Below are 25,322 nucleotides of genomic sequence, written 5' to 3' on the forward strand. Positions count from 1 at the left end.
GCAAGGGCGTTTACATTCGAGCTTTCACCTCCTGGGTCACCCCTTAGGGGGGTGTCGAGTATCACTACGCGGGCAAACAACCAATTCCCGCGACCGGACTTTCACCGGCTAGACAAGCAACCGTATAGGCTGCATACGAAGCTCACGAAGAGCACGAAGTTTAAGTCATCGCGCCAAGACGCCAAGCACGCAAAGAAATTCAGAAATCCCCTTTCATCCCCCTTTGACAAAGGGGGAAAGAGGGGGATTTGAGGAACCTTGGCGCCCTTTGCGTCTTTGCGCGAGATATTTCGACTTTAGGTTGCGGCTCCGCCGCGCTAGGCTCTTCGTGGTGAGAAGATTTTAGACGGATGAAAAAATCCGCTTCACCCTTCGACAAGGCTGTCCTGAGCAAATTCGAAGGGCTCAGGGCGAACGGGACGAGTGTTAAATTCGTTTAAGATTTTCCGTTCGTGCTGAGCCAGTCGAAGCACGGAAAGTACAGCCATGAAGAGAACCCGTTCACAAGAACCCGACCTCAGCCGCTTCGGCAGGCTCGCCGAATACAACCGCAAGCGCCGTTTCGGCGTGACGCCCGAGCCCGCGGGCAAGCTGGGACGTGCTGAAAATAAGCAACGGGAGTTTGTCGTTCAGAAACACCGCGCGAGCCACCTGCACTACGATTTCCGCCTGGAACACGACGGCGTAATGCTTTCATGGTCGGTTCCTAAAGGTCCTTCGCTCGATCCGTCGGTCAGACGCTTGGCGATGCAGACCGAAGACCATCCGATCGACTACAACCAGTTCGAAGGCGTGATTCCAGAAGGCGAGTACGGCGGCGGAACGGTCATGATTTGGGATCGAGGCACGTGGGAGCCCGAAGTGGACGACGTCGATCGCGCCCTGGCGAAAGGCGACTTGAAGTTCAAACTTCACGGCAAGAAGCTACGCGGCTCGTGGGTGCTCGTGCGCATGCGCGACCGACAGTGGCTCTTGATCAAACACCGCGACAAGTACGCCTCGACCGAAGACGTCACCGCAAAAAATCGCTCCGTCGTCTCCCGCCGAAGTCTAGCCAGCATCGCCCGCGCCGCCGGCGCGAGCGAGCGGCAGCTCGCACAGGCCAAGGAAGCGGATGCGGCGCCAACTATATAGCAGCAATCAAATCATGGCTGGATTCGCTTTCTCGATCCGGCATTCGGAACGGGTTCGTTCTATTCCGCTCTGCTCCAAACTGCCGCGACCAGACGCATCAAGGCGGCAAAAGCCTTCGAGATAGATCGCTACTACGGTGAACCGGCTCGACGGTTATGGAAACAAACCGCGCTCGACATCGAACTGAGCGACTTCACCCAAAGCTGTGCCCCCAGCGAAGACCCCAGGCGTTTCAATCTACTCATCTGCAACCCACCCTACGTGCGTCATCATCATATCGTAAACGGCGAAAAACAGAGACTACAAAATTCCTGCCAAGCCTCCTGCGGTGTCCGCATCGGCGGGTTAGCGGGACTTTATTGTTACTTTGTCGGACTTTCACATCTCTGGATACAACGCGGCGGTATCGCGGGGTGGCTGATTCCCAGCGAGTTTATGGATGTGAATTACGGGCGGCAACTTAAGCGTTACCTGTTGGACAAAGTGACGCTCCTTCGAATCCACCGCTTCGATCCGAATGACGTACAGTTCAAAGATGCCTTCGTCTCTTCAGCTATCGTTTGGTACCGTAACGTGCCGCCCGCCGCCAATCACAAAGTGGATTTTACGTTTGGCGGCTCACTCTGTAATCCTAAGATTGCACGCACGGTTTCGAAGGCAGCGCTTCGGAACGAAGTTAAGTGGACGCGCTTTCCTATCTCGGGCCCGCGCAAAGAAATCGCGCGCTATCGACTGTCGGACCTTTTCAAGATCAAGCGCGGCATCGCTACCGGACATAACAAGTTCTTCATACTTACCCAAGAGGCCATCGATGCCAATGAGCTTCCAATCGAGTGCTTCCGGCCCATACTTCCCAGCCCACGCCACGTTCCGGTTGATGAGATTGAGTCGGACGAAGAAGGCCGACCAGTGTTGGATCATCGACTCTTCCTTCTCGATTGCCGCCTTTCAGAAAACGACGTAAAAAAGCGCTTTCCGAAGCTTTGGTCGTATCTTGAAAATGGAAGGGAGACGGTCTCAGATCGATACCTCTGTCGTTCTCGAACGGTGTGGTACTTTCAAGATGAGCGCCCGCCGCCTCCTCTTCTCTGCACCTATCTTGGAAGAACCGGCACCAAGAGGAAACGACCCTTCCGGTTCATATTGAACCATTCGAAGGCGATTGCTGCGAACGTCTATTTACTTTTGTACCCGAGGCCGGTGCTTGAGCGCGCCGTCTCAAAGGACCCAGCCGTCCTGCGAAAAGCTTGGGAAGTCCTCAACAATTTATCCACGAGCTTGATTCTGGGCGAGGGACGAGTTTACGGCGGAGGGCTTCACAAACTTGAGCCTAACGAGCTAGGAAACGTAGATGCGGCGCCCATCGTGGACCTCGTGCCTGAGCTACGAAACAATTTCAGACCGATACAGTCCAACCTATTTGACCGCGAAAGCGCTGAGAGACCTGCCGCCGACAATTGACAACGCCACGCGCGGACGCATATGTTTTGAGCCAGCGAGGAACCAACAACCATGGTCATCGATTGCCACGCTCATCTGGTGCCGAAGAGCTGGTATCATCCGAAATCGCCGCCGGCAATTTTCGACATCGAAGGATTACTGGAGGAACAGGACAAGGCGGGAGTGAATCTCACCGTCTTCGGCAACAACTGGATCCGCACGCCTCAGGGACGCGATTCGTTCGACATCGTAAGAGAGTTCAACGAGTTTGCCGCCGAGACAACGGCGAAATATTCCGGCCGCCTTCTCGGCCTGGCCTCGTCGGTGCCGTTCAGCGACGAGCGGATGCTCAAAGAGACCGAGCGCGCGGTCAGAGATTACAAATTGAAAGGCATCATGGTCGGCTCCAGCGTGGAAGGCGAGTACCTCGATTCGCCGCGCGCCGTGCCGTTCTTCGAGCTGGTGACGGAATTGGACGTGCCGGTCTTCGTCCATCCGCCGCGCGTGACGATCGGCGCCGAGAAGATGGAAATCTTCCGTCTGCCGGAAATGCTTGGGCGGCCGTTCGACACGACGCTGTCTCTCGCCCGCTTCATCCTGACCGGGGGCCTGGAAAAATTTCCCAAGCTGAAGCTCGTCTGCGCCCACTTGGGCGGCGCGCTGCCGATGCTGCCGGGCCGGCTCGGCTTCGGCTATGAGCTGCGCAAGGACACGAGCTTCGGCCCCTGGGAGCCGGATGTTCTTACCAAACCTCCGGCCGATTACATGAAGCAACTCTTCCTCGATACCGTAAGCCTGCACACGCCTGCGGTCCTTTGCTCGGTGCAAACAGTCGGCGTCGATCACGTCGTCTTCGGCAGCGACTTTCCGCCGGTGCCGATTGCCCTCAAGAGATCCGTAGAAGTCATCGAGGCGTTATCGCTACCCGAAGCAGACAAACAGAAAATCCTCGGCGGCAACGCGGCAAAGCTGCTCCGTCTCGGCGCCTAAGTCCTCGCTACGCTCGGAATCTCAAATCTCATACTGCAGATCTCAGATTGCAATTTAAGAGCAAAAAGCGGCCGACGAGTGCGAGCTTGAAGGGCGAAGGCACGGGGACGAGTAGCAACACGGCAGGCCCCGATTGAAAAATTCTGTCCAACGTTTGTAGGCTGCTCAGAAAGCTCTCAGAGCCGAGGCGCGCGAAGGTCCGCGAGCGGAGGCGTACTCTTCCAGTACGTTGACGCCATAGCCCGCCAATGGCGGGCGTTAAACTAAGCGGGCCGAGCGCAACTATCGTAACCGCCCGCCCGGGGGTTTCTCGGAGGGCCGATGCGTGGGACGAAGTGGTTCAAGCGTACTTCATAAATTCTCGTAGCATTCTCGTGCCGCGTTACACAGACGTATCGCATCGGACCGGAGAGAGACTCGCGGGCGGGCTGATGGCATATGAGACTTTGTGAGCAGCCTAGAAAAGTTTCAGCGTCAGCCCGCCGTCAACGGTAATCCCCTCGCCGGTGATGAAGTCGGAATCCGACGAGGCGAGAAACAGCGCCACCTTAGCCACGTCTTCAGGCTCTCCCACTCGTTTCAAAGGCGTCGCGTATTCCATGTACCTGCGAAACAACCATCGCGAGAGGTAGCGGTTGATCATCTCGGTGCGGATCAGGCCCGGGCAAATATAATTGACGTGAATTTTGTGCGGCGCCAGTTCGAGCGCGAGCGTCCGCGAAAGACTCGCCAGCGCTCCTTTGCTGGCGGCATAAGCGCTCATCTTGCGCGTATGGCGGAAGGCCTCCACCGAGGCGATGTTGATGACCTTGCTGCCCGGCTGCCGCTTGAGAAGGCGGAGAGCTTTCTGCGTGCAGAGAACCGCGCTCTTGAGATTGGTCGCCATGACCGCGTCCCAATCTTCTTCGCGCAAATTCTGCAACAAGCTCCGCCGCACGATGCCGGCGTTGTTGACCAAAATATGGAGCGACTTGAATCGGCGCTCGATTTCGAGCAGGAGTTGCGCAACCGAGTCGGCCTTGCTGACGTCGCCGACGCAAACCATTCCCGAGCCTCCCTGCCGCTCGATCTCGAGAAGAGTTCGCTCGGCGGCTGCCCGGTCGAGGTCCGCCACGGCCACACGAGCGCCCTCGCGGGCGAACAGCACGGCGATGCTCTTGCCGATGCCGCTGCCGGCGCCCGTGACCAGCGCGTCTTTTCCGTCCAGGCGCCCCATAGCTCAAGCCATGTCGTGGGGGCTTATCTTATAGGAAAGGAAAACTCTCGCGGTAAAGCTTCGGTACTTTGAGACCAAGCTCGAGGATCTGGCGTTCGCAGTCGCGGCGGAATAATTCGCGGCGCTCTTCGTTGCTTCGATATTTGAATCCGAGACGAATATAGAGGTCCGTGTTCTCGGTGCGGGGCGGACCGAACATATTCAAGGCGACGCGCCACCACTTATTGAGCGCGCGCTGCACCGCGTCGGCGCCGTACTTCTCGACCTGGCTCTTCACAAAGTTATTGCCGAAGTCCACGTGGCCGAGTTCTTCGTCCAGGACGGCGCGGCAGAACTTCGCCCATGGCGCGTAGCTGCTCTGGGTGAAGTCTTCGACCAAGAGAAAGGCGCCACGATCGATCAAAAAGGTCATCATCAGGATATCGAGCCAACTATAGCGGGGGATCATGAGATGCACGATGTTGTAGAACCATTGGCGGGATTCGTAATTGCGCGCGTCCGAATGGCTGACGCCGAGCCCCTGGAGCAGTTTCACGGTGCCGTACCAGTGTTCCGTCTCCTCGCGGGCAATGTCGGCCAAGTGCACCTTCTCGTCGGGCCCAGGCGCCTTTCGCACCCACTTCGAATAGGTATGCGACGCAAACAGCTCGGCCTTTGCCTGGTCTGCGAGCAGCTTGAGCAAAGTGGCGCGGTACTCCGGCGTCATCTCGCTTTCTTTGTGGATGCTGCCCGGCTCATATTCGCGCTTCACCATGGAATGCTCGCTCCGGTTAAAATTAGAAGGACTATAGAGCAGGAATTTGGTTTTTGTCAAATCGACTCGTATTGACTTGGCCCGCGGCAAAGCGATAATTGGATTCGTCGCACGCGAACCGGGGAACTCTTTCTACGTCCAACCAGCGAGGAGGAACCATGCCGAGAGGCCATCATGATATTGGAGGCACGACGCGCGACGCGGGTCCGATCAACCGCGCCGAGCACCAGCTCGAGGATTGGGAAATCGTCGCGGACGCGGTCAACCAGGCTCTGGGCGCAAGGGGGATCAAGCGCACCGACGAGCTCCGGCGCGCGCGCGAACAGATGGACTCGGAGCTTTACCGGTCGCTCAGCTACTACGAGCGCTGGATCGCCAGCATGGAGAGCATTCTGATCGAGAAAAAAATCCTCACGCATGAGGAGATCGACCGGAAGGTCGCCGAGATCGAGAAAAAGTGGGGCGAGCCGTGAGTGAGTCTTCCGGCCGATTCAAGCCCGGCGACCGCGTGCGCGTGCGCGCGGAGGACCGGCCCGGTCACATCCGCACGCCGTTTTACATTCGCGGCAAGACCGGCTGGGTCGAACGGGCGCACGGCGAGTTTCGCAACCCCGAGTCGCTCGCGTTCGGCGGAGACGGACTGCCGAAGAGGCCGCTCTACCTGGTCGGATTTCATCAGCGGGAAGTTTGGGAGAAGTACGCCGCGACCAAGGACAAACTTTTCATCGACATCTACGAGCATTGGCTCGATCCGGCCTGAAAGGAAGAACAACGATGAGCGTCGATCCATCGGCAAAGCAGACGGACGAGGAGCACGGCCATCCGCACCCGAGGCACGAGCTGAGCTATCACGCGAAGCGCATCTACGCGATTCGCGAGCTGCTCCTGGAAAAGAACGTGATCACGCGGGAAGACATTCAAACGCAGATCGATTATCAGGAGGCGCGCTCGCCGGCGAACGGCGCGAAGCTGGTGGCGCGCGCCTGGACGGACCCGAAGTTCAAGGCCAGGCTCATCGCCGATCCGAAAGCCGCCTGCGCCGAGATGGGCATCGACGCGACGAGCCTGAACGAGTTCGTGGTGCTAGAGAACACGGAGAAAGTCCGCCACATGGTGGTGTGCACGCTGTGCTCCTGCTATCCGCGCCCGATTTTGGGCCGGCCGCCGGATTGGTACAAGAGCTTCAACTACCGGGCCCGCGCGGTGAACGATCCGCGCGGCGTGATGCGGGAGTTTGGTCTCGAGCCCGGGCCGGACGTCGAAGTGAGAGTGCATGACAGCACGGCCGACATCCGCTATCTGGTGTTACCGCTGCGCCCGGCTGGAACCGAGACATTGAGCGAGCAGGATCTCGCCAAGCTCGTCACCCGGGACAGCATGATCGGAGTCGTGGATGCGCTGCCCGCGGTCCCAGGGTCCAAAAAAACCTCTTAGCGAGCACGCGAAGCGTACCGCCCATTTCCTTCCGACAAATCACCGCGCTTGCCCTGCAAACCCACTACGGTTAAAATGGCCGGGTGAACGCGATTCGCGCCTCGCTGGTTCCCTTTCTTATCGTCTCCAGCGCTTTTCATTTGCTGCTGGCCTTGAGTTGGTACGCTCGCTACGACGCGCAGCCGGCGATCGAGAATATTCCGGTCAAGATTCTTCCTCCGCCGCCGGAAGAAAAGCCGGCGCCGCAAGCTTCCCGAGAGGCGCCTGCGCGGTCTCGGCGACCGCCGGCGCAAATCGCGAAGAAATCTGTGCCCGTCGCCCCGGCGCCGCAAGAACCGGACAAGACTCCCTCGAAGTTGGATGAGAAAGATAGAATTCCCGAGCAGCCGCTTCCGCCGAAGCCGCGCCGGCTCGAGAATGAAACGATCGTCCAGCGGCCTCTGCCGACTCTAAAGGACCTACTGCCTCCGGTGTACAGCGCCTATTCCGAAGCGGGCCGGAGCGCGCGCGGCGCCATCCCGCTCAACAGCCAGGACCCTCGATATGTTTCGTATCTGACCAGCGTGAAACAGGCGATCGAGATAGTATGGATCTACCCGGAAATTGCAAAGCGCTATAGGCTACGTGGAAAAGTGCTGATAGAGTTTGCGATTCTCGCCAACGGCCAACTGGAAGGGATTCAGATGCTTCGCTCGTCGGGGTCTTCAGTGCTGGACGAGGAAGCGATACGGGCCCTTCGCGCTGCAGCGCCTTTTCGCGCCCTGCCCGCGCAGATCGGAACACGGTTGCCAATCAGCGCCAGCTTCGAGTACGTCGACGATCGGTTAAAATACAGCTTCGCTCCTTGAACCCGAAGCGACAGCCCTACAAGCGACTTCCCCGCCCCGCCTCAGTTCGGCCGCACCCCTTTGTACTTTTTAAGAACCTTGATGAACGCCTGGACCAGAGGAGATTTCTGCCGGCTCTTGTGCACCGCGATGTAACTGCTGCGCTTCAGCTTCAAGTCCGGAACCTTGAGAATCTTCAACCGTCCGGCCTGCACGTCGGACGACACGTGGCATTTGGTGATGAACGAAATGCCGAGACCCCCGGCGACGGCGTTTCTCACCGCGTCCCGGGAGCCGATGCGCGGACTGAGCTCCATGTGCGGCGTGAACGGGATCCCGAGCTTGGCGAACCGCTCTTCGAGCAGCTCGCGAACCAGGCTGCCGCCTTTTTCGTCGGTGATGATCGGCTCCCGCGCGATGCGCATCAGCGGAACGGAGGCTTTCTTCGTCAACGGATGATTGGGCGGCGCAATCGCGACGATATCTTCCTGGTAACAAATCTCGCCGATGATAAGCGGCGACTTGGGAGCGCGTCCCAGAATCGCCACGTCGAGCTCGCCGTCCAGCAACGATTTCTCCAGACTCGAGCTGGCGTCGATTCTCAAGCCGGTCTCCACCCAGGAGAATTCCCGCTTGAACTGGTCCGCGACGAAGGGAAAAAAAGACGCCACGGCGGGCGAGGCACCGACGAATATTTTCCCCTTCTTGAGGCCCTTGAGCTCGTCCATCTTCTCCTTGAGCCCTTCGGCCTTGGCGAGAATCGCTTCCGCGTCCTCCATGAGCAAGTCTCCCGCGGCGGTGAGATTGATCTTGTGGCCCAACTTCTCGAAGAGTCGGACCTGAAGATCCTGCTCCAGGTCTTTGATGACGAGCGAGACCGAAGGCTGGCGGACGCCGAGGCGCTCGGCCGCCTGGGTAAAGCTCTTGATCTTGGCAACCGTGGTAAAAACTTTCAATTGATGTAGCGTCATACGGATCAGTGACTCCTTTCAAAAAAAATAGTTATTGTGAGGAGGCTATAACATCGGCCAAACTCAAAGTCAAACCTCAATAATCTCTATGAAGATGTCAAATCAATTTCTATGGGTTTCCCACCGGAGGACGGGTCTTCGCGCCGCGCGGGCCTCGTCCAGGCGTCCGACGGGCGTCGTGTGGGGGGCGCTTTTGACCAGCGCGGGATTTCCTTTGGCCTCGTCGGCGATGGCGAGCATCGCTTCGACAAACGAGTCCAGGGTTTCGCGTGTCTCGGTCTCCGTGGGCTCGATCATCAAGGCGCCGGAAACGACCAGAGGGAAGTAGATGGTTGGAGGATGAAAGCCGTAATCGAGCAGCCGCTTGGCGATATCGAGCGTGCTGACGCCCTGCTTCTGCTGCAACCTGTCGGTAAAGACGCATTCATGCATGCACGGCTCGGTCGAAGCCAACTGGAAGGCGCTTTCCAGCTTCTTCCTCACGTAGTTCGCGTTGAGCAGCGCCATCCGGCTGACCTCTTCAAGACCGTCCGAGCCGAGAGAAACCATATAAGTATACGCGCGCGCGAGGATGCCGAAGTTGCCGAAGAAAGAGCGGACCCGTCCGACGCTCTTGGGGAAATCCGAACGCAATTCGTACGCGCCGTCTTTTTTCTCGATCCGCGGGATCGGGAGATAGTCGCCGAGGAACGCTTTGACTCCGACGGGGCCGGCGCCGGGACCGCCGCCGCCGTGCGGCGTGGAGAAGGTTTTGTGCAGATTGATGTGGAGCACGTCCACTCCCATGTCGCCCGGCTTGGCGACCCCCATGAGGGCGTTCAGGTTGGCGCCGTCCAGATAGACCAGCCCGCCGCGCTTGTGCACCACGTCGGCGATCGCCTGAATGTTCTTTTCGAAGACGCCGAGCGTGTTCGGATTGGTGATCATCAGCGCGGCGACGCTGTCGTCCATCACCTGCTCGACCGCCGCCGCCTCGATGATGCCCTGCTTGTTGGAGCCGACCTGGATGACTTCGTAGCCGCACAAGGTCGAGCTGGCGGGATTGGTGCCGTGCGCGGTGTCGGGGACGATGATCTTCCGGCGCGGGTTGCCGCGCTCGCCAAGGCAGGCGCGGATAACCATTAATCCGGTCAACTCCCCTTGCGCCCCGGCCGCCGGCTGCAGCGTGACGTGATCCATGCCGGATATCTCGGCGAGCCAGCCTTCGAGCCGGTGGAGCAGCTCCAGCGCGCCTTGCAGCAGCTCCGGCGGCGCCAGCGGATGAATCAAAGAAAATCCCGGCAGGCGCGCCACGACTTCGTTGACCTTGGGGTTGTACTTCATCGTGCAGGAGCCGAGCGGATAGAACTCGCTCTCGATCGAGAAGTTGAGATGCGAGAGACGCGTGAAGTGACGCAAGACTTCGAGCTCGCCCATTTCCGGGAAGCCCGCTATCTCCTCGCGCAGCAGCTCGGGCGGAAGGCCGATGGGACCTTTCTCCTCGGGCCAGAAAAAGCCGCTTCTCCCCGGCGAGCCGCCCTCGAAGATCAAAAGAGGGCTGGAACGGCGTCCGTCAGCGTCCTTGGAAGTTTCGGACAAGTTTCTCGATCTCCTCTTCTTCGTTCATTTCGGTCACGCAGACGAGCAGGCTGTCTTCAAGCTCGGGATACCATTCGGACAGGGAGATGCCCGGCACCATCTTGTCGGAGATAAAGCGAGCGCGCCGGCCAGCCCACCCGCTCGCCTTTAGGACGAACTCGTTGAAAAAAGGCCCGCTGAAGACGGGAGTGAGACCGGCCTCTTTGACAAGGCGTTCTTTCGTCCGGTGGGCGCGCGCCGCGTTGACTTCGGCGATGCGGCGCATGCCGTTTTTTCCCAGCATGGACATGTAGACGGTCGCCGCCAGCGCGCAGAGGCTCTGGCTCGTGCAAATGTTTGACGTGGCCTTTTCGCGCCGGATGTGCTGCTCGCGCGTGGAGAGCGTCAAGACGAACCCACGCCGGCCCTCGCCGTCGACGGTTTCGCCGACGAGCCTCCCCGGCAGGCTGCGCACGAATTTTTTCTGCGCGGCAAAAAAGCCGAAACCCGGCCCGCCGAGCGTCATCGGCACGCCGAGGCTTTGGCCTTCGCCGACGGCAATATCCGCGCCGTACGCTCCCGGCGGCTTCAAAAGCGCGAGCGAGAGCGGCTCGCTCGTAACCGTCGCCAGCAGCGCGCCGGAGCGGTCGCACGCCGCGCGAAGCGGCACGAGGTCCTCGATCACGCCGAAAAAGTTGGGATAACCCGCGACGACGCACATCGCCTTGTCGTCCAGCGCCTTGGCGACAAACTCCGCGTCGGTCGCGCCGCTTTTCGTGAATGGGACTTCGACCAGCTCGACGCCCTGCAGATTTTTAAGATACGTCGCGATGACGCTGCGGTACTGCGGATGCAGCGCGCGCGAGACGAAAACCCGGCCCCTGCCGTCTTGCAGCCGTCGCGCCATGAGCACGGCCTCCGCGACCGCCGACGCGCCGTCGTAAACTCCGGCGTTCGCGACTTCCATTCCGGTCAACTGGCAGATCAGCGTCTGGAACTCGTACATCGCCGTGAGCGTTCCTTGGCTCACTTCAGGTTGGTAGGGCGTGTAGGAAGTGGAAAACTCCGAGCGCGAGATGATCGCGTCGACGGCGCTGGGGATCGCGTGATGGTAGATTCCGCCGCCGAGAAAGAAGCTCCAGTCCTGGGCGCTGGCGTTCTTCGCCGCGAGCGCGGCCATCTGTCTTTTGACCGCGACCTCGGTCAAACCTTCCGGCAGGGAGATTTTCGCCTTCTCTCTAAGCGAGCGGGGAATGTGCTCGATCAGTTCTTCGATCCGTGAGAGGCCGATCGTTTGGAGCATCCGCTCCTTGTCGGCGGGAGTATGCGGGGTATAGCGCATGAAAAGATCCTATTTGTCCTCATCCTCATCTTCATCTTCTCCGTTATCCTCGTCGTCGTCCTCCTCCTCTTCGTCCCCTTCTTTTTGCTGCTCGATGTATTCGGCGTACTCTTCCGCGCTCATCAAATCTTTTAGATCGTCCTTGTCCGTCATCTCGACCTTGATCATCCAGCCGTCGCCGTAGGGATCGTCGTTGATGGTCTCGGGGCTCTCCGGCAGCGTGTCGTTGACCTCGACGACGGTGCCGCCGACCGGCGCAAAGACGTCGGAGACGGCCTTGACCGATTCGACGGCGCCGAACGGATCGTCCTTCACGACTTTCTCGCCGATTTCGGGAAGCTCGACGTAAACGACGTCGCCCAGCTCGTGCTGGGCGAATTCCGTGATCCCGATGATCGCGATCTTGTCCTCCACCAACACCCACTCGTGCTCTTTGGAATATTTGAGCCCCTCTGGAAACTCCATCGTTCTTCCTCCTTAAAGCTATTTCACCTGGCGGCGATAGAAGGGCAAGGGCACGATCCGCGCCGCGGCGCGGCGTTCCCGGATTTCCACCTCGACGCTGTCACCGGCGGCCGCATCCTCGGCGCGAACGTAAGCCATCGCGATGGCCTTTCCGAGCGTAGGCGATTTCGTTCCGCTCGTCACTTCGCCGCTGCGCGCGCTCCCTTTGAAAACCGGATAATGGCTGCGCGCGATGCCGGGATCGGTCATCTCCAAACCGACGAGCTTGCGGCGGACCCCTTCCTCTTTCTGCTTTAGCAACGGATCGCGCCCGAGAAAAGAGCCCTTGGAAAATTTCACCACCCAGTCGAGGCCCGCTTCCAGCGGCGTCGTGGAATCGTCGAGCTCATGCCCGTAGAGCGGCAGGGCACGCTCGAGGCGAAGCGTGTCCCGCGCGCCGAGGCCGGCCGGCTGGAGCCCGTCTTCGCTTCCCGCTTGCATGAGAACATCCCACAATTTTTCTCCGTCCGGCGCCTCGCAAAAAATCTCGAAGCCGTCTTCGCCGGTATAGCCGGTGCGCGCCACCAGAGACTCGATCCCGCCCACCGCGGCGAAAAAAAAATAAAACGTCTTCAGCTCTGCGAGGCGCGGGGAAGTCAATCGTTGCAAGATATTCTCCGCCAGGGGTCCTTGGAGCGCGAGCTGGACGTAGCGGGCGCTGGTATCTTCTACCTTGACCTTGCCGGCGCCGTGCTTCTCGATCCAGTCGAAGTCCTTGTCCGTGTTCGAGGCGTTGACGCAAATGAAAACGTGATCCGCCTTGAGGGGGTAGATCACGATATCGTCGACGGTACCGCCGTTATCATTCAGCAGCAGGTTGTACTGAGCTTGTCCCGGCTTTAAACGCGAGAGATCGTTGGGCGTTAACGTCTGGCAAAAATCCACGGCGCCCGCGCCCCGGACCTCGACCTCTCCCATGTGGCTCACGTCGAAAAGCCCGGCGCGCCCGCGCACGGCCAAATGTTCTTCGATCACCCCCCTGTATTGGACCGGCATGTCCCAGCCGGCAAACTCGACCATCTTCGCCCCCAGGCGCCGATGAACGGAGTTAAGCGGAGTCTTTTTTCGGACCTGGGGTGTGGCTGGCGCGTTCACGCGGGCTTAACCTTCCCGCTGCAGCGATTCCTTTGCCGCCCTCAACGTATTGAACAGAAGCATGCAGATCGTCATGGGCCCGACGCCGCCCGGCACCGGCGTGATGGCCGAGGCACGCTCCTTGGCGCTTTCGAATTCCACGTCGCCGGACAGCTTGCCGCTGGGAAGGCGGTTGATGCCGACGTCGATCACCACCGCGCCCGGCTTGATCCAGTCGCCGCGGATCATCGCCGCTTTGCCGACCGCCGCGACCACGATATCGGCGCGGCCAACCTCGTCCTTGAGATGGGCGGTGCGCGAATGGCAGATGGTGACGGTCGCGTGCTTTTCCAAGAGCATGATGGCGACCGGCTTCCCCACGATGTTGCTCCGGCCCACCACGGTCGCGTTCTTTCCCTTGGGATCGCAGCGCGCGGACTCCAGGAGCTTCATGATTCCCATCGGCGTGCACGGCCTGAAGCCCTCGCCGCCGGCGAGCAACAGCCCCTGGTTCACCGGATGAAATCCATCGATGTCTTTCTGCGGCGACACCGCGTTGAGCACGCGCTCGGCGCGGACGTGCGCCGGCAGCGGCAGCTGGACCAGAATGCCGTGGATCTCGTCCTTGCGATTCAGCTTTTGGATCAAAGAAAGGATCTCTTTTTCCGAAACCGACTCGGGAAGAAGATGCTCTTCGGAACGGATGCCGACTTCCTTGCAGGCCTTTTCTTTATTTTTCACGTAGAGATGAGACGCGGGATCGTCGCCGACCAACACCACGCCCAATCCCGGGACCATGCCCCATCTCCGCTTCAGGCCATCGACCTCTGCTTTGATCTCGGCTTGAATCTCTCGCGCGACGGCTTTGCCGTCGATGATCGTCGCCATGAAATTCCCCGATCAAGTCTCTATACAGGAAAAATATTTTTTGTAAAGAGGAAAACTTGACAATCCGGCGCGCGCGTCGATAGATTCTCCGCAGCGGGAGAAACCGCGATGACTTTGCTATTGAACAACGCCGAGATCGCCCGGCTGATCGATGTGCGCGACTGCATTGCGCTGCTCACGACGGCTATCGCGAGCACGGTCTCGGCCGCGCCGCGCACCGGAGACGCAGCAACATCGTGGTGCCGACGTGAAAGCAGGCGGTAGGCGCGGCACTGCACCATCGGCCGCAGTCGGAAGCCTCGCCCCTGAGGAACCAAAGATATTATTATTTTACGAGGCCGACTTCGACGCGGTCGTTTCCCACCAGTTCTTGTCGAGATCGCTGAAGATAAACGAAACGTCGCCGTTTTTTTCTTCCAGATCCCAAACTTCCGTGATTCCGTACTTCTTACCGTCGGCGGAGAATTCGCGGTGCGCGTCCTGGACGTCGGCCAGCGTGGCGAGCTTGAGCGTGAAGCGGTTGACGGGCGCCAAATAATCGCGGTGCCCGTTCATCGGCAAGACCACGATGTACCACGGAGTCGAAGGATGCTTGATGTAGCTCGACTGTCTTCCGCCGCCGACGATGTCGAGGCCGAGTACCTCTTTGTAAAAACGGTCGCTCGCCTCCTTGTTGTCGCATTGGAGCGTGCCGTGGGACATCGCCTGCGGGACGTACCCTCTTCCCGGAAACCGATCTTCCGGCATGAGCTGTTTCCAGGGCGTCGCGGCGATGCGACGGCCGTGTTGGACCGCATTCGGGTTGTAGTACTCGATTTCCAGATCGTTGCCTCCTGGCTCTTTGAAATAAACCGAGTAGGCGAAGTGCGCCTCGTGCGGCTTGGTCACCGATTTGATGCCGTACTTCGCTTTATGGTCGTCGAGGTAGCTATAGGCCGCGGGGATCTCCTTGGAATTCGCAACTCGAAAGCCGTAATGGTTGTTGTGCGGCTTGCTGCGCGCATTAGGCCCGCCCTCGTGCACGATCAGGAGCCAATCGGTGTTGGGATGCTTGACGACGGCTTCGCCGTTGTTGCGTTTTAGTATCTCTAAAGCCAATAGATCGGTGAAGATCGGCAGCGTCTCGTCGAGAGAGCGGCATTCGTAGTGTCCGTGAATCAGTCCTACAGGCCGGAGCATGGCAGCCCTCCTTCTATGCTTGCTGTCTACTTTTAAAATTTTTAATTGAAACCACCCCAGGTGTCAACCAACGAACCATTTCCGATTTTAGATTTTTGATTTTCGATTCAATCCAAAATCGGCAATCCAAAATCTAAAATGAGACCGCCCTATTGGCTCGCGATGAGGGGCAGGCGCTGTCCGCAGCCTACTTCATCATCACCGTGGCGCCGGACTTCGCGCAGGCTTCGTCGAATACGCGCCGGATCTCCGGGTCTTCGTCCTCGTACTCGATCTGCATGCCTCCGTCTTTGATCGATACGTCCGACTTGATCTTTCCCGGTACGAGCTTGTGGCGGCGGCTTAGCATCTTGAGCGCTAGATACCGCGCGGGCTTGTTGCCCGAGTTGAAATGCTGATGAAACCAATTTTCCGGCGGAACAACGAGGGAGCCGGGGTTCCAGTCAAAACGCATTCGCTCAGCACCCTCGGGCCACATGAAAGAGTAACCTTTTCCGGAAAGGATCATGACGTGCGCCCCCGGTCCATGGCGGTGCGCTTTTTTATAGATGCCGACGGGAAACTCGGATACATGCGCGCCCATCGTGCTTTCGGCCAGCTCGAAGAAAATCGTTCGGTTGCCCTTGCCGCGCTCGTGCCACGCGACCGGCTCGATGTTGATCGCGTCGGCAACGAAGTTCGTCTCCAGAACGCGATCCTTATATAACCTTCCTCTTCCAGCGAAGTAGCCGTCCTCGCCTTTGAACCGGTCTGAGAAGACGTAAGGGTTGTTCATGATGAAATCTTCCGAGTGAAACAGGTTGAAGACGAGCGGCGCGCTGGTTACGGAAATGAGCCGCGCCTCGCGGTCGCCCTGACCATTGAAGTGCTGGTAAGAAGCGTTCAAGGGAATCGCGAAGAGACTTCCCTTCTGCCACTCGAAGCTCTGCTTGGGCCCGTTATCCTGCCACATCGTCGTCGCCCCGCGGCCGTCGAGGATATAGACCAGCTCCTCGAACAGATGGCGCTGCGGCCTGAGACTTTTTCCCGGCGCGATGCTGCAAACGTAAGCGTCGTCGAGATAGCCGGTCCCTGCGAGATTGATGAAGACGCCGTTGCCGCCCATTCTCTCCCACCACTTGAGCGGAACTTCGTAAACGTTCTCGACACCGAAGCCCTTGACGACATCGATGCCCTGCGACGCCGCCCAACGATCGTAGGGCGTGTCCATGCGCTCAGCGGTGCTGTCGACGCGCTCGTAAGCGGGTGAGCCTTCAGCTTGCATTCCTCAATCTCCTTCGTGAATTCCCCACGCACTCGGCCGTTTCTTCGTGACCTTCGTGTCCTTCGTGGTTAAATCCCTTCTCACCACGAAGAGCCTAGCGCGCCGCAGCCGCAACCAAAACTCGGACGTCTCGCGCAAAGACGCAAAGGCGCAAAGGTAAACGAAAACAATTCCGAACTTAGCGTCTTGGCGTCTTGGCGCGAGTAAATTCCCGCGTCCCAGAGTTCCGGGCCGTCGAGAGATTTGCGCAAACCGCGAAAACTTTTTAATCATAGTATTACGAAGCACACGAAGTTCGAAAATATAGTCCATAGCTCCATTATTTGCCCTTGAACGGCTTCACGTCTTGAAAGCCGTGCTCGGAGATGTCGAAGAAGTTGCCGTCGGGGTCCGAGGCGCGCAGCTCGGCGTAGGGACGGCCTTTGGGACGAAACTTGGGGGGATTCGACACCTCGAGCTTCCGGATCTTATCGACTATCTTGTCCACGCTATCCACGAGAAAGCCGAAGTGATAGAGACCGCTCCGCGCCTGCTGGTCCGTGTTCGGCAGGATCGCGAGGTTGAAATAACCGTCGGTCAAATACACGGGCCCGTCTTCGCCGCGCGGCCGGTGCAGCTCCTCGAGGCCGAAAACTTCTTTATAGAAGTTGGCAAGCTTCGCCGGATTTTCCGTCTTGATCGCGAGGTGGCGGATTTGCGCCATGGTATTCTCCTTCCGACTGCGGAATCATTTATAAACGGAATCGATAAACCCGCTGCGTTCCAATTCTTCGACGATCGATAGATCGACCAGCCGCTCGGCCTTGAGATCGATCTTCTTGCCGCCGATGCCGGCGTCGATCACCTGTTGAATCCCTTTCAGAGTCGGACGCGGCACTCTCTGGAGGTCGCCGGAATATTCGCGCCAGGTGGCTTCGAGAATCTGGTCGTCTTTCAACTGCGCGTATTTGGAGAGCACTTTTTTGGCGAACTCCTTGTCCGTCTTGTAGCGATGCATGCCGCGGATGAATGCCCGCATGAACTTGACCGCCGTCGGCCGCCGCTGCGCGATGTAACCGCGCGTCGTGATCACGCTCCCGGTGTTTTCCTCCATGGGCAGATCGACCAGCTCTCGCATGCCGAGCTGAATGGCTTTCAGGTGCAGCGGGAAGGACATTCTCTGGGCGTAGATTTTTCCGCCCGCCATGGCGGCGAGCCCTTCCGGCTGGCCGCCGGTCTGAACGATGGATACGTCTTTGTTGGGATCGAGGCCGCCTTTTTCCAGGATCAGGCGAAGAACGAAATCCGACGTCGAGCCGAAGCTCGTGATGCCGACGGTCTTTCCTTTGAGATCCTTGACGTCCTTGATCTCCGCACGTGTGATGAGGTGATGGCGGTTCACCGGGCTGATCGACGCGATAATAACCGCGTCGCTTCCCTGGAGGACCGCGGGAACGACGGCCGGCTCGCCGGCGTGAATGAATTGCCCGCTGCCGCCGATCAGCGCCGCGACGATTCTCGTGCTGCCGCCGACGCGCACCAGCTCGACGGCGAGCCCCTCGTCGTCGAAATACTTCGCCTCTTTGGCGATCATCGGCGCGAGCCAGCTCCCCGCCGGGCTGGGATAGAGAAACGCGATGCGTTCTTGAGCGCCGGCGTGAGAACTTAAAAGATGCCCCAGGCAAAATAAAAGCGCGATGACGATCCCAAGCGCCACTTTTTCTCCCCCACGAAACCTGTAGCCGGAAGCCCCCGCCGTTGTCAAGCAACATGATTTAGCTTTCGGGTCATTTTCGGGCTGCTTGCAAATTGGAGACACGCAGAGAGATTCTTCGCTGCGCTCAGAATGACATGGGATGGATTGTCATCCTGAACGAAGTGAAGGATCTCTCCGAAAATGTACTACCCGCATTCGTACCTACTTGACAACATATCACTCGAAGGCGATATGTTGGCCGCAGTCGACGGAGGATTTATGAAATCCATAACCGGCATGGCACGCTTCGCGTTCATCATTTTGCCGCTGCTGATTTTTAACTCGGCCGGAGAAGTTAGAGGCCAATCCTCAAAGGAAATCGTTGACGCGGCTAAAAAGGACGGGCAACTAGTTTTTTACGCGGGCATCCCAGTTCCGGATGCGCAGGCGATACTCGCGGTCTTCGAGAAGAAATATCCTTTCATCAAGACGACTTTTTATCGCTCGACCGGGCCGGCGTTGGTCTCGCGCATTCAAACCGAGCAGCGCGCCGGACAGTCCGTCTGGGATGTCATGAACAGCACCGGGTTCGAGCCTTACGTGCTGCTCGAGCAGGGTTATTTCACCAAATACGAATCGCCGGAGAGAAAACATTTTCCCGAGGGGCACAAGGATAGCGAAGGGTATTGGGCCACCATGTACACGAGTCCGAACCTGATGAGCTACAATACCCGGCTGGTTTCGTCAAAAGATCTGCCGAAAGATTACTCCGAGCTGTTGGATCCGAAGTGGAAAGGCAAGCTCGGCCTGGATTCGTCGGACTTTGAATGGTATTGCGAACTTGAAGAAGACATGGGGAAGTGAGAAAGCGCGTAATTTTTTTGACGGACTCAGAACGCAGGACGTGCGCCTGATTCAGGGACGCACACTGCTCACGGAGCTCTTGGGAACCGGAGAGTTCACCGTTCTGGTCAATAATTATCTTCAGAACGTCGTGGAAGCGAAGCGCAAGGGCAATGCCGTCGATTTTCTTGCTCTCGATCCCGTCATCGCCGGGTCGGGGCTCGTCGGCATCAACAAAAACGCGCCCCATCCCGCCGCGGCCAGGCTCTTCATCGATTTTGTGCTTTCCAAAGAGGGCCAGGAGCTGATCGTGAAAACCGACCGGAGCTCGGTGCGCAAAGACGTGGCGGGCAATCCCTTCGATTTGATAAAGAACGTCAGAATTGTCGCCTCGGATTTAAATCTTGGAAAGAATTATGTCGAGACGAGAGACGAATACCGGCAACTCCTCGGAATCAAATAGCATGCCGCGCGCTGGAGATTTTTTTCCTGGCGCCCGAGTTTGATGCATCACAGACAAGGAGACAGTTTTCATGACGTATGTCGATTGCGATTCCCATATTTTACCGCGCGACGCCTTTGACGAGGTTGCGCCGGAGTTCCGCGACGAAGGACCGCGCATCGCCGTGGATGCTGAAGGAAACTCCTCAGTGGTTTACCCGGCGCGGCAACGAAATATTCCAGACTACGCGCGGCACATTCCCAACCCCTTTAACCCGCGGCCGCGCACTTCGGGAGACGATCCGTCGGTTCGCGTCGCCGACATGAGCAAAGCCCGCTTCGACGTGCAGGTCCTGGTTCCGAGCAACGGCGCTTTCTATTACGACGTCGAGCCCAAGCTCGCGATGAGCGTCTGTCGCTCTTACAACAATGCGATCGGCCGCATCCTAAAAAAATATCCGGGGAAGTTCTTCGGGCTGGCGACGCTCCCGCTCCAAGATGCTCCGCGGGCGGCCGACGAGTTGGAGCGGGCGGTTCGCGGGCTCGGCCTGCACGCCGCCGTGAGCTACAGCAGCGTCAAGGAGAAGGACCTCGACGACGAGGAGCTGTGGCCGGTTTACGCCAAGGCCGAGGAACTCAACGTTCCGATCATCGTCCACCCCGTCAACACCGGGCCGATCGCCGGAGGTTGGCGGCTGACGCGCCACTACAAAACCCGCGGCTACGGTTTTTGGAGCGCCATGGGCAATGCCATCGAGAATTCGATCGCGCTGGCGAATCTCATGTTCGGCGGCGTCCTGGACGCTTTTCCCAGACTGCGCTTTTGCTTCATGGAGGGCGGAGGTACTCAGGTTCCCCATCTTATGGAGTCTCTCTCGGCGGTCTATCAAGGGGAGGGAGACTACGATCGCCTGAAGACAAGACCCAAGCGCGAGCCGGCCGGATACCTGGACCGGCTCTATTTTTCTATTCGTCCCACGGAAGGTTTGCTCGGCGTTCTGGTCGAGCGCCTCGGGAGTCAAAGCTGGGTCGTGGGGACCGACTACCCGCACGCGGACACCATGGGAAGTTGGCCGAATACGGTGCCGGTCATCAACGCGCGCGAAGATCTTTCCAAAGAGGCGAAGGACGCGATCCTCGGCGGCAACGCCCTGAGGCTCTTCGGCATGAACGGGCGGTAGAGAACAAGGAGGATCGATCATTTACGGATCCATCCCACCCTTGCTCTTTCACCGCCGAGGAAGTCCAAGAAACGATCCGTCGCTATCCCAATCCGGAAAAACCGGGAGAGCCGTCGGCGAATACGATAGTGACGGGAATCAGCGGCTACTCACGAAGCTAAGGCTTCTGCACCTGCAGATTGTTGACCACGCTCTTCACGCCGCCGACCTGCGATGCGATCTGCTCGGCGCGCGCCCGATCCGCAGCGCTCGCGACGACCCCGTTCAAGTAAACGACGCCCCGGGTCGTGTCCACGTCGATGCGGGTGAAGTTCGAGGCCTTTTCGGCCGTCAGCTTTGTCTTCACCGTCGCCGTGATGTTGGTATCGTCGATATTCTGGCCCATGGTCTCGCCGGTGAGAGCCACACATCCGGAAAGAGCCGTGAGGAGCAGGATGCAAACCGCCAGAGACCCCAGTGCTTTGGTCATAACCACCTCCTTGAACAATTGACGCGATTCATCGCATATCGTAAGAAAGCTTGCAATCGGTTTCCAGGCCCCTGCCCGGCGGCCGCCTCGACGAAGAAAGGAATTGAAATCATGAAAAAAGTGAAGGAGCAGCACCTGCCGCACAACACCGGCTGGGCCGGAGAGATAAAAAAGGGCCAGGTGCTGCGGATCATCGCGACCACCACGGTCGATTTCGTCTGCTTCAAACGGGAGAATTTGAAAGAGCGCTTTGACCAGGCACGCACCAAGGTTTACAACGGCAAGATTTTCGTCACCACCGGCGACAAGCTGATGGGACGAAACAACCAGCACATGATGACGATCGTCGCGGACACCAACGATCAGGGAACTCACGACCTGCAGAAAGGCATGTGCAGCGGCTACCGTTTTCAGCTCGCCAAAAAAGAGGGAAGGCTCCGGGAGTACTACCACAGAGATTACAAGGACGAAGACATTCCGGACCACGGCTGCTATGAAAATTTATCGCGGGCGCTGGCACCCTATGGCATCGAGCCGGAGGATATCCCCAATCCGTGGAACTTGAACCAGCATATGATCATCGACGGCAAGACCGGAAAGATGGAGCATACGACGGTCCGGGCGAAGCCGGGGAGCTACGTCGACCTCCGCGCCGAGATGGATCTATTGGTCGCGATGAGCGCCTGCCCCGACATGCCGGTGGGTGGACAACCGCTTGATCTCTTGATTTACGTACCGTTAATCAAGAGATAATTTTGAATGTTGAGTTTTGAATGTTGAGTTGCCGGACTCGGAGGCAAACATGGTAATCCAGGCGCAAAAATATAATGTTGGCGGCGTTTTGTTGGACCGGCCGTTCAAGATCCGGCGCCTCGGCCACTTCGGCTTCAACCTCGTGAACATGGATGAAGGCGTGCGCTTCTATACCGACTTTCTGGGATTTCGCGTGTCCGACGTGATCGATTTTTCGCGCCGTGCCAAAAGTCCCGATCAGATCGCCGGCCTCGGCGACCCGAAAGGCTACTTCACGCGCTACGGCGGCGATCACCACGCGCTGGTCCTCTTCAACAAGCGCGTGCGCGATGCTTTGGGCAGGGGCGACAAGCCCAGCGTCACGATCAATCAGATCACCTGGCAGGTGGGAAGCCTAAGCGAAGTCGGCGGCGCGATAAAATGGCTCACGGAAAGAGGAATAAAAATTCAGCGCTCCGGTCGCGACATGCCCGGCTCGAACTGGCACACCTATCTCTTCGACCCGGACGGCCACCAGAACGAGCTTTACTACGGCATCGAGCAGATCGGCTGGACCGGCCACAGCAAGCCCAGGGCGATGTACGACCGGGAGTTTCACGAGCCGCCCGCTCTGCCGCAGATTTCCGAATTCGAAGAAGTCGAGCAGGCGCTGAAGCGCGGCGTCGATATCACGTCCGGTCACCGCCACGTCGATAAACTCCCGGCGACGTACGACGTGGACGGCGTCTTGCTGCCGCGGCCGTTCAAGATCGTCCGTCTGGGACCCGTGGAGCTTTTCGTCGAGAATTTAGCAGCGGCGGAAAAGTTTTACCGCGACACGCTGGGCTTCACGCTCACGGAGGAAGTCGACTGGCGCGGCCACCGCTGCCTGTACCTGCGCGCCAACACGGAGCACCATTCGCTGGCGCTCTATCCGCTCGCGATGCGCGAGCCGCTCGGGCTGAGCGCGCATTCCACCTGCATGTCGCTCGGCCTCCAGCTCGCCAACTACCGGCAGCTTCGCGACGCCGTGAGCTTTTTCCGCAAGCACGGCGCGCGCTGCGCCGAAGTGCCGCCCGAGCTTTATCCCGGCATCGACTACGCCGCCCACGTCTTGGACCCGGACGGCCACTGCTTGAAGCTCTACTACTATATGGAGCAGGTCGGCTGGGACGGAAAGCCGCGCCCCAAAAATTTGCGGCGCGGCGTAACCAGCGGCGAGTGGCCTGAGACGGTCGAGCCGATGTCCGACACGTATGAGGGCGAGCCGTTTCTCGGTCCGTGGGGATAGAAAAGACTGAATTAAAACTTTGCGGTCTTGGCGTCTTGGCGCGATGCTAAATCGGACAAAGTATACTCGCGCAAAGGCGCAAAGCGCGCCAAGGCGCGGCCAACGGGGACAGGCAACTTTTTCGGGGACTGGCTGCTTTTTTGTATTCCCAAAAAGCTGCCTGTCCCCTGGTTCCGAAAAAGTAGCCAGTCCCCTAGAGGTAACGAATGCAATCTAAAGTGACATTCCAGTCGGACGGGCTCAATCTCTCGGGGATAGTTCACGTTCCGGACGATCTCCGTCCCGGCGACCGCTGGCCGGCCTTCCTCGTCCTGCACGGATTCGGCGGCAACAAAGAAAGCCGCGGCGCGATCGTCATCGTCGAGCAGTTGGCCCGATGGGGTTATATCGCGATGCGATTCGACTTCAGAGGATGCGGCGAGAGTGGCGGCGAGCGCGGCCGCATTCTTTGTCTCGATCAAGTAGCCGACACGGCGAACGCGGTGACTTACATGGCTAACCGGCCCGACGTGGATCCGGAACGGATCGCATTGGTCGGCAGCAGCTTCGGCGCGGCGGTGGCCATTTACACGGGAGGCGCGGACGGGCGCATCGCGGCCGTCATTTCTTCCGGCGGTTGGGGTGACGGCGAGCGCAAGTTTCGCCGCCAGCATCCGACACCGGAGGGTTGGGCGCGATTTACGCGCATGTCGGAGGAGGGCCGGCGCCATCGAGAGCGCACGGGAGAATCCCTTATGGTTCCGCGCTTCGACATCGTCCCCATCCCCGAGCGCCTGAGGCAAAACATGAGCGCCGGCTCGATCACGGAGTTTCCCGCCGAGACCGCCCAGAGCATGTATGACTTTCGCGCGGACGAAATGGTCGGAAAAATCGCCCCGCGGCCGCTCTTGCTCCTGCACAGCGCCAACGACTCCGTGACTCCCACCGAAGAATCGATCGAGCTGTTCAGGCGAGCAAAACAGCCGGTCGAGCTCCACTTGCTGTCCGAAGTCGATCACTTCATGTTCGGCGAGGGAAACTCGCGCGTCACCCGAATCGTTTCCGACTGGCTGGCGCGCTACTTCCCGGCGCACAAATGACTGCCATGCACAAACGGTGGATCATTGACCTCGGCTGCGTTTGCTTGCCTCTGGACTCTCACTCTAACCCTCTCCCTCAGGGAGAGGGAAGGGTGAGGGAGAAGAGCCGCAAGGTTCAATCCTGTATTTGAAGGCAATTCCGTGCCGAAATTCCAACACGCATCCCTGCTTCAGTTTGGCGATCGGCTGCTCCGAGCGGGCGGTTTCCCCGAGCGCGATTCCAAGCTCGTAGCAAAATTTCTCGTCAACGCGGATCTCCGCGGCTATCCGGGCCACGGCATCATCCGCATTCCCTCTTATTCGTCTTGGATCAAAGACGGCACGATCGATTTGGCGACAAAGCCGAAGGTCCTCCGCAAAAGCAAGACGACGGCCGCGATCGATGCGAACCATTACGTTGGCCAGGTCGTCGCGCACGACGGCATGAAGCTCGCCATCGAGAAGGCGAAAGAGCACGGCGTCGGCATCGTTACTCTCGCGCGCGCGGGACACGTCGGCAGACTGGCGGATTACATGGAGATGGCGGCGGAAGAAGGCATGATCGGCCTGGCCGCCGTCTGCGTCGGCGCGGGCAGCGTCACGCTCTACGGCGGCAGAGAGCGCGTGACCGGCACGAACCCGATGGCGTTCGGCATCCCCAGGCGAAACGGCGCCCACGTCATTCTGGATTTCGCCACGGCCGCGATGAGCATGGGCGAGCTGCAAAAAAGGGATTCCAGGGGTGAGTCGATCCCTGAAAACGTCATGCTCGACGGCTACGGAAATCCGGCGCGGGACATGAAAACGTTCCGCGGTCCGCCGCGCGGCGTGCTTCTGCCCTTCGGCGGCTACAAAGGTTCGGGGCTCAACCTGATTGTGGAAATTCTCGGCGGCATTCTCTCCGGCAACGGGTTGGGCAGACAATGGTGGGATAAGGGCGCGCACGCCGTCAACGGCGTGCTGCTACAGGCGATTGCAGTCGAAGAATTCCAACCGCTGGAGAAATTTTTCGATCAAGTGGAGGAGCTGGTCGCGCACGCGAAGGCGCTCAAACCGGC

The 25,322-nt window shown here is 59.0% G+C and carries 28 protein-coding genes; 15 read left to right on the top strand and 13 right to left on the bottom strand.

Annotated features, from left to right (window positions below; all coding sequences use genetic code 11):
• The first annotated feature begins 486 nt into the window (after positions 1 to 486).
• From VGL70_02035 to VGL70_02045, 3 genes are all read left to right on the top strand, one after another.
• Positions 487 to 1,134: a DNA polymerase ligase N-terminal domain-containing protein gene (locus VGL70_02035; GenBank protein ID HEY3302296.1), complete on the top strand. Its 648-nt coding sequence runs from the start codon at positions 487 to 489 to the stop codon at positions 1,132 to 1,134.
• A gap of 435 nt (positions 1,135 to 1,569) precedes the next feature.
• Entirely contained in the window at positions 1,570 to 2,595 is a 1,026-nt protein-coding gene (locus VGL70_02040; GenBank protein ID HEY3302297.1) for a hypothetical protein, read from the top strand.
• Between the two features lie 51 nt (positions 2,596 to 2,646).
• Positions 2,647 to 3,564: an amidohydrolase family protein gene (locus VGL70_02045; GenBank protein ID HEY3302298.1), complete on the top strand. Its 918-nt coding sequence runs from the start codon at positions 2,647 to 2,649 to the stop codon at positions 3,562 to 3,564.
• Between the two features lie 457 nt (positions 3,565 to 4,021).
• Here the strand turns inward: VGL70_02045 and VGL70_02050 are convergent, their stop codons facing one another.
• Entirely contained in the window at positions 4,022 to 4,780 is a 759-nt protein-coding gene (locus VGL70_02050) for an SDR family NAD(P)-dependent oxidoreductase (GenBank protein ID HEY3302299.1), read from the bottom strand.
• 28 nt (positions 4,781 to 4,808) lie between these two features.
• Complete coding sequence (locus tag VGL70_02055) at positions 4,809 to 5,534, bottom strand: Phenylacetic acid catabolic protein (GenBank protein HEY3302300.1); 726 nt, start codon at positions 5,532 to 5,534, stop codon at positions 4,809 to 4,811.
• 158 nt (positions 5,535 to 5,692) lie between these two features.
• Between VGL70_02055 and VGL70_02060 the strand changes: the two genes are divergently transcribed.
• The 4 genes from VGL70_02060 (at position 5,693) to VGL70_02075 (ending at position 7,816) form a co-directional block, all read left to right on the top strand.
• The gene (locus VGL70_02060) at positions 5,693 to 6,007 is read left to right on the top strand and encodes a nitrile hydratase (protein HEY3302301.1); all 315 of its coding nucleotides are present in this window, start codon (positions 5,693 to 5,695) and stop codon (positions 6,005 to 6,007) included.
• On the top strand, positions 6,004 to 6,294 hold the full coding sequence (locus tag VGL70_02065) for an SH3-like domain-containing protein (GenBank protein ID HEY3302302.1): 291 nt from the start codon (positions 6,004 to 6,006) through the stop codon (positions 6,292 to 6,294). The genes VGL70_02060 and VGL70_02065 overlap by 4 nt, the downstream gene beginning before the upstream one ends.
• A 14-nt stretch (positions 6,295 to 6,308) precedes the next feature.
• Positions 6,309 to 6,968, top strand: coding sequence for a nitrile hydratase subunit alpha (gene nthA, locus VGL70_02070; protein HEY3302303.1), 660 nt, complete (start codon positions 6,309 to 6,311; stop codon positions 6,966 to 6,968).
• Positions 6,969 to 7,051: 83 nt separating this feature from the next.
• Positions 7,052 to 7,816, top strand: a complete 765-nt coding sequence (locus VGL70_02075) for an energy transducer TonB (GenBank protein ID HEY3302304.1) — start codon at positions 7,052 to 7,054, stop codon at positions 7,814 to 7,816.
• 41 nt (positions 7,817 to 7,857) lie between these two features.
• On the opposite strand, the gene VGL70_02080 is transcribed toward VGL70_02075, so the two are convergent.
• The 6 genes from VGL70_02080 to folD form a co-directional block, all read right to left on the bottom strand.
• Positions 7,858 to 8,766 carry a LysR family transcriptional regulator gene (locus VGL70_02080; protein ID HEY3302305.1) on the bottom strand — a complete coding sequence of 303 codons (909 nt, stop codon included), beginning with the start codon at positions 8,764 to 8,766 and terminating at the stop codon, positions 7,858 to 7,860.
• Between the two features lie 102 nt (positions 8,767 to 8,868).
• Positions 8,869 to 10,344, bottom strand: a complete 1,476-nt coding sequence (gene gcvPB, locus VGL70_02085) for an aminomethyl-transferring glycine dehydrogenase subunit GcvPB (protein ID HEY3302306.1) — start codon at positions 10,342 to 10,344, stop codon at positions 8,869 to 8,871.
• Positions 10,319 to 11,665: an aminomethyl-transferring glycine dehydrogenase subunit GcvPA gene (gcvPA, locus tag VGL70_02090; GenBank protein HEY3302307.1), complete on the bottom strand. Its 1,347-nt coding sequence runs from the start codon at positions 11,663 to 11,665 to the stop codon at positions 10,319 to 10,321. Before gcvPA ends, gcvPB begins: the two co-directional genes overlap by 26 nt.
• A gap of 9 nt (positions 11,666 to 11,674) precedes the next feature.
• A complete protein-coding gene (gene gcvH / locus VGL70_02095; GenBank protein ID HEY3302308.1) occupies positions 11,675 to 12,130 on the bottom strand; it encodes a glycine cleavage system protein GcvH in 456 nt (151 codons plus the stop codon).
• Positions 12,131 to 12,148: 18 nt separating this feature from the next.
• Positions 12,149 to 13,264, bottom strand: coding sequence for a glycine cleavage system aminomethyltransferase GcvT (gcvT, locus tag VGL70_02100; GenBank protein ID HEY3302309.1), 1,116 nt, complete (start codon positions 13,262 to 13,264; stop codon positions 12,149 to 12,151).
• A 6-nt stretch (positions 13,265 to 13,270) separates the two neighbouring features.
• Complete coding sequence (gene folD / locus VGL70_02105) at positions 13,271 to 14,131, bottom strand: bifunctional methylenetetrahydrofolate dehydrogenase/methenyltetrahydrofolate cyclohydrolase FolD (protein HEY3302310.1); 861 nt, start codon at positions 14,129 to 14,131, stop codon at positions 13,271 to 13,273.
• 108 nt (positions 14,132 to 14,239) lie between these two features.
• Here folD and VGL70_02110 point away from each other — a divergent pair, with 108 nt between their 5' ends.
• Complete coding sequence (locus VGL70_02110; GenBank protein HEY3302311.1) at positions 14,240 to 14,395, top strand: hypothetical protein; 156 nt, start codon at positions 14,240 to 14,242, stop codon at positions 14,393 to 14,395.
• A gap of 66 nt (positions 14,396 to 14,461) precedes the next feature.
• Here VGL70_02110 and VGL70_02115 read toward each other — a convergent pair whose 3' ends face one another.
• From VGL70_02115 to VGL70_02130, 4 genes are all read right to left on the bottom strand, one after another.
• Complete coding sequence (locus VGL70_02115; protein HEY3302312.1) at positions 14,462 to 15,310, bottom strand: VOC family protein; 849 nt, start codon at positions 15,308 to 15,310, stop codon at positions 14,462 to 14,464.
• A 187-nt stretch (positions 15,311 to 15,497) separates the two neighbouring features.
• Positions 15,498 to 16,574 carry an ethanolamine ammonia lyase-activating protein gene (locus VGL70_02120; GenBank protein ID HEY3302313.1) on the bottom strand — a complete coding sequence of 359 codons (1,077 nt, stop codon included), beginning with the start codon at positions 16,572 to 16,574 and terminating at the stop codon, positions 15,498 to 15,500.
• A 319-nt stretch (positions 16,575 to 16,893) separates the two neighbouring features.
• Positions 16,894 to 17,277, bottom strand: a complete 384-nt coding sequence (locus VGL70_02125; protein HEY3302314.1) for a VOC family protein — start codon at positions 17,275 to 17,277, stop codon at positions 16,894 to 16,896.
• A gap of 24 nt (positions 17,278 to 17,301) precedes the next feature.
• Positions 17,302 to 18,270, bottom strand: a complete 969-nt coding sequence (locus VGL70_02130) for an ABC transporter substrate-binding protein (GenBank protein HEY3302315.1) — start codon at positions 18,268 to 18,270, stop codon at positions 17,302 to 17,304.
• A 258-nt stretch (positions 18,271 to 18,528) separates the two neighbouring features.
• Here VGL70_02130 and VGL70_02135 point away from each other — a divergent pair, with 258 nt between their 5' ends.
• The 3 genes from VGL70_02135 (at position 18,529) to VGL70_02145 (ending at position 20,714) form a co-directional block, all read left to right on the top strand.
• Positions 18,529 to 19,113: an ABC transporter substrate-binding protein gene (locus VGL70_02135; protein HEY3302316.1), complete on the top strand. Its 585-nt coding sequence runs from the start codon at positions 18,529 to 18,531 to the stop codon at positions 19,111 to 19,113.
• Positions 19,091 to 19,555, top strand: coding sequence for an extracellular solute-binding protein (locus VGL70_02140; protein HEY3302317.1), 465 nt, complete (start codon positions 19,091 to 19,093; stop codon positions 19,553 to 19,555). Before VGL70_02135 ends, VGL70_02140 begins: the two co-directional genes overlap by 23 nt.
• 70 nt (positions 19,556 to 19,625) lie before the next feature.
• Positions 19,626 to 20,714 (top strand): amidohydrolase family protein, encoded by a 1,089-nt coding sequence (locus tag VGL70_02145; protein ID HEY3302318.1) that lies wholly within the window; start codon positions 19,626 to 19,628, stop codon positions 20,712 to 20,714.
• A gap of 157 nt (positions 20,715 to 20,871) precedes the next feature.
• Here VGL70_02145 and VGL70_02150 read toward each other — a convergent pair whose 3' ends face one another.
• Positions 20,872 to 21,183: a BON domain-containing protein gene (locus VGL70_02150; GenBank protein HEY3302319.1), complete on the bottom strand. Its 312-nt coding sequence runs from the start codon at positions 21,181 to 21,183 to the stop codon at positions 20,872 to 20,874.
• 111 nt (positions 21,184 to 21,294) lie between these two features.
• Here VGL70_02150 and VGL70_02155 point away from each other — a divergent pair, with 111 nt between their 5' ends.
• From VGL70_02155 to VGL70_02170, 4 genes are all read left to right on the top strand, one after another.
• Entirely contained in the window at positions 21,295 to 21,936 is a 642-nt protein-coding gene (locus VGL70_02155) for an urea carboxylase-associated family protein (protein HEY3302320.1), read from the top strand.
• Between the two features lie 49 nt (positions 21,937 to 21,985).
• Positions 21,986 to 23,206: a VOC family protein gene (locus VGL70_02160; GenBank protein HEY3302321.1), complete on the top strand. Its 1,221-nt coding sequence runs from the start codon at positions 21,986 to 21,988 to the stop codon at positions 23,204 to 23,206.
• 206 nt (positions 23,207 to 23,412) lie between these two features.
• On the top strand, positions 23,413 to 24,285 hold the full coding sequence (locus VGL70_02165; protein ID HEY3302322.1) for an alpha/beta hydrolase: 873 nt from the start codon (positions 23,413 to 23,415) through the stop codon (positions 24,283 to 24,285).
• A 141-nt stretch (positions 24,286 to 24,426) separates the two neighbouring features.
• Positions 24,427 to 25,322, top strand: an 896-nt coding sequence (locus VGL70_02170) for an Ldh family oxidoreductase (protein HEY3302323.1), incomplete at its 3' end; no start/stop codon positions are given.

It is taken from the genome of Candidatus Binatia bacterium (assembly GCA_036504975.1).
Classification (GTDB): Bacteria; Desulfobacterota; Binatia; order UBA9968; family UBA9968; genus JAJPJQ01.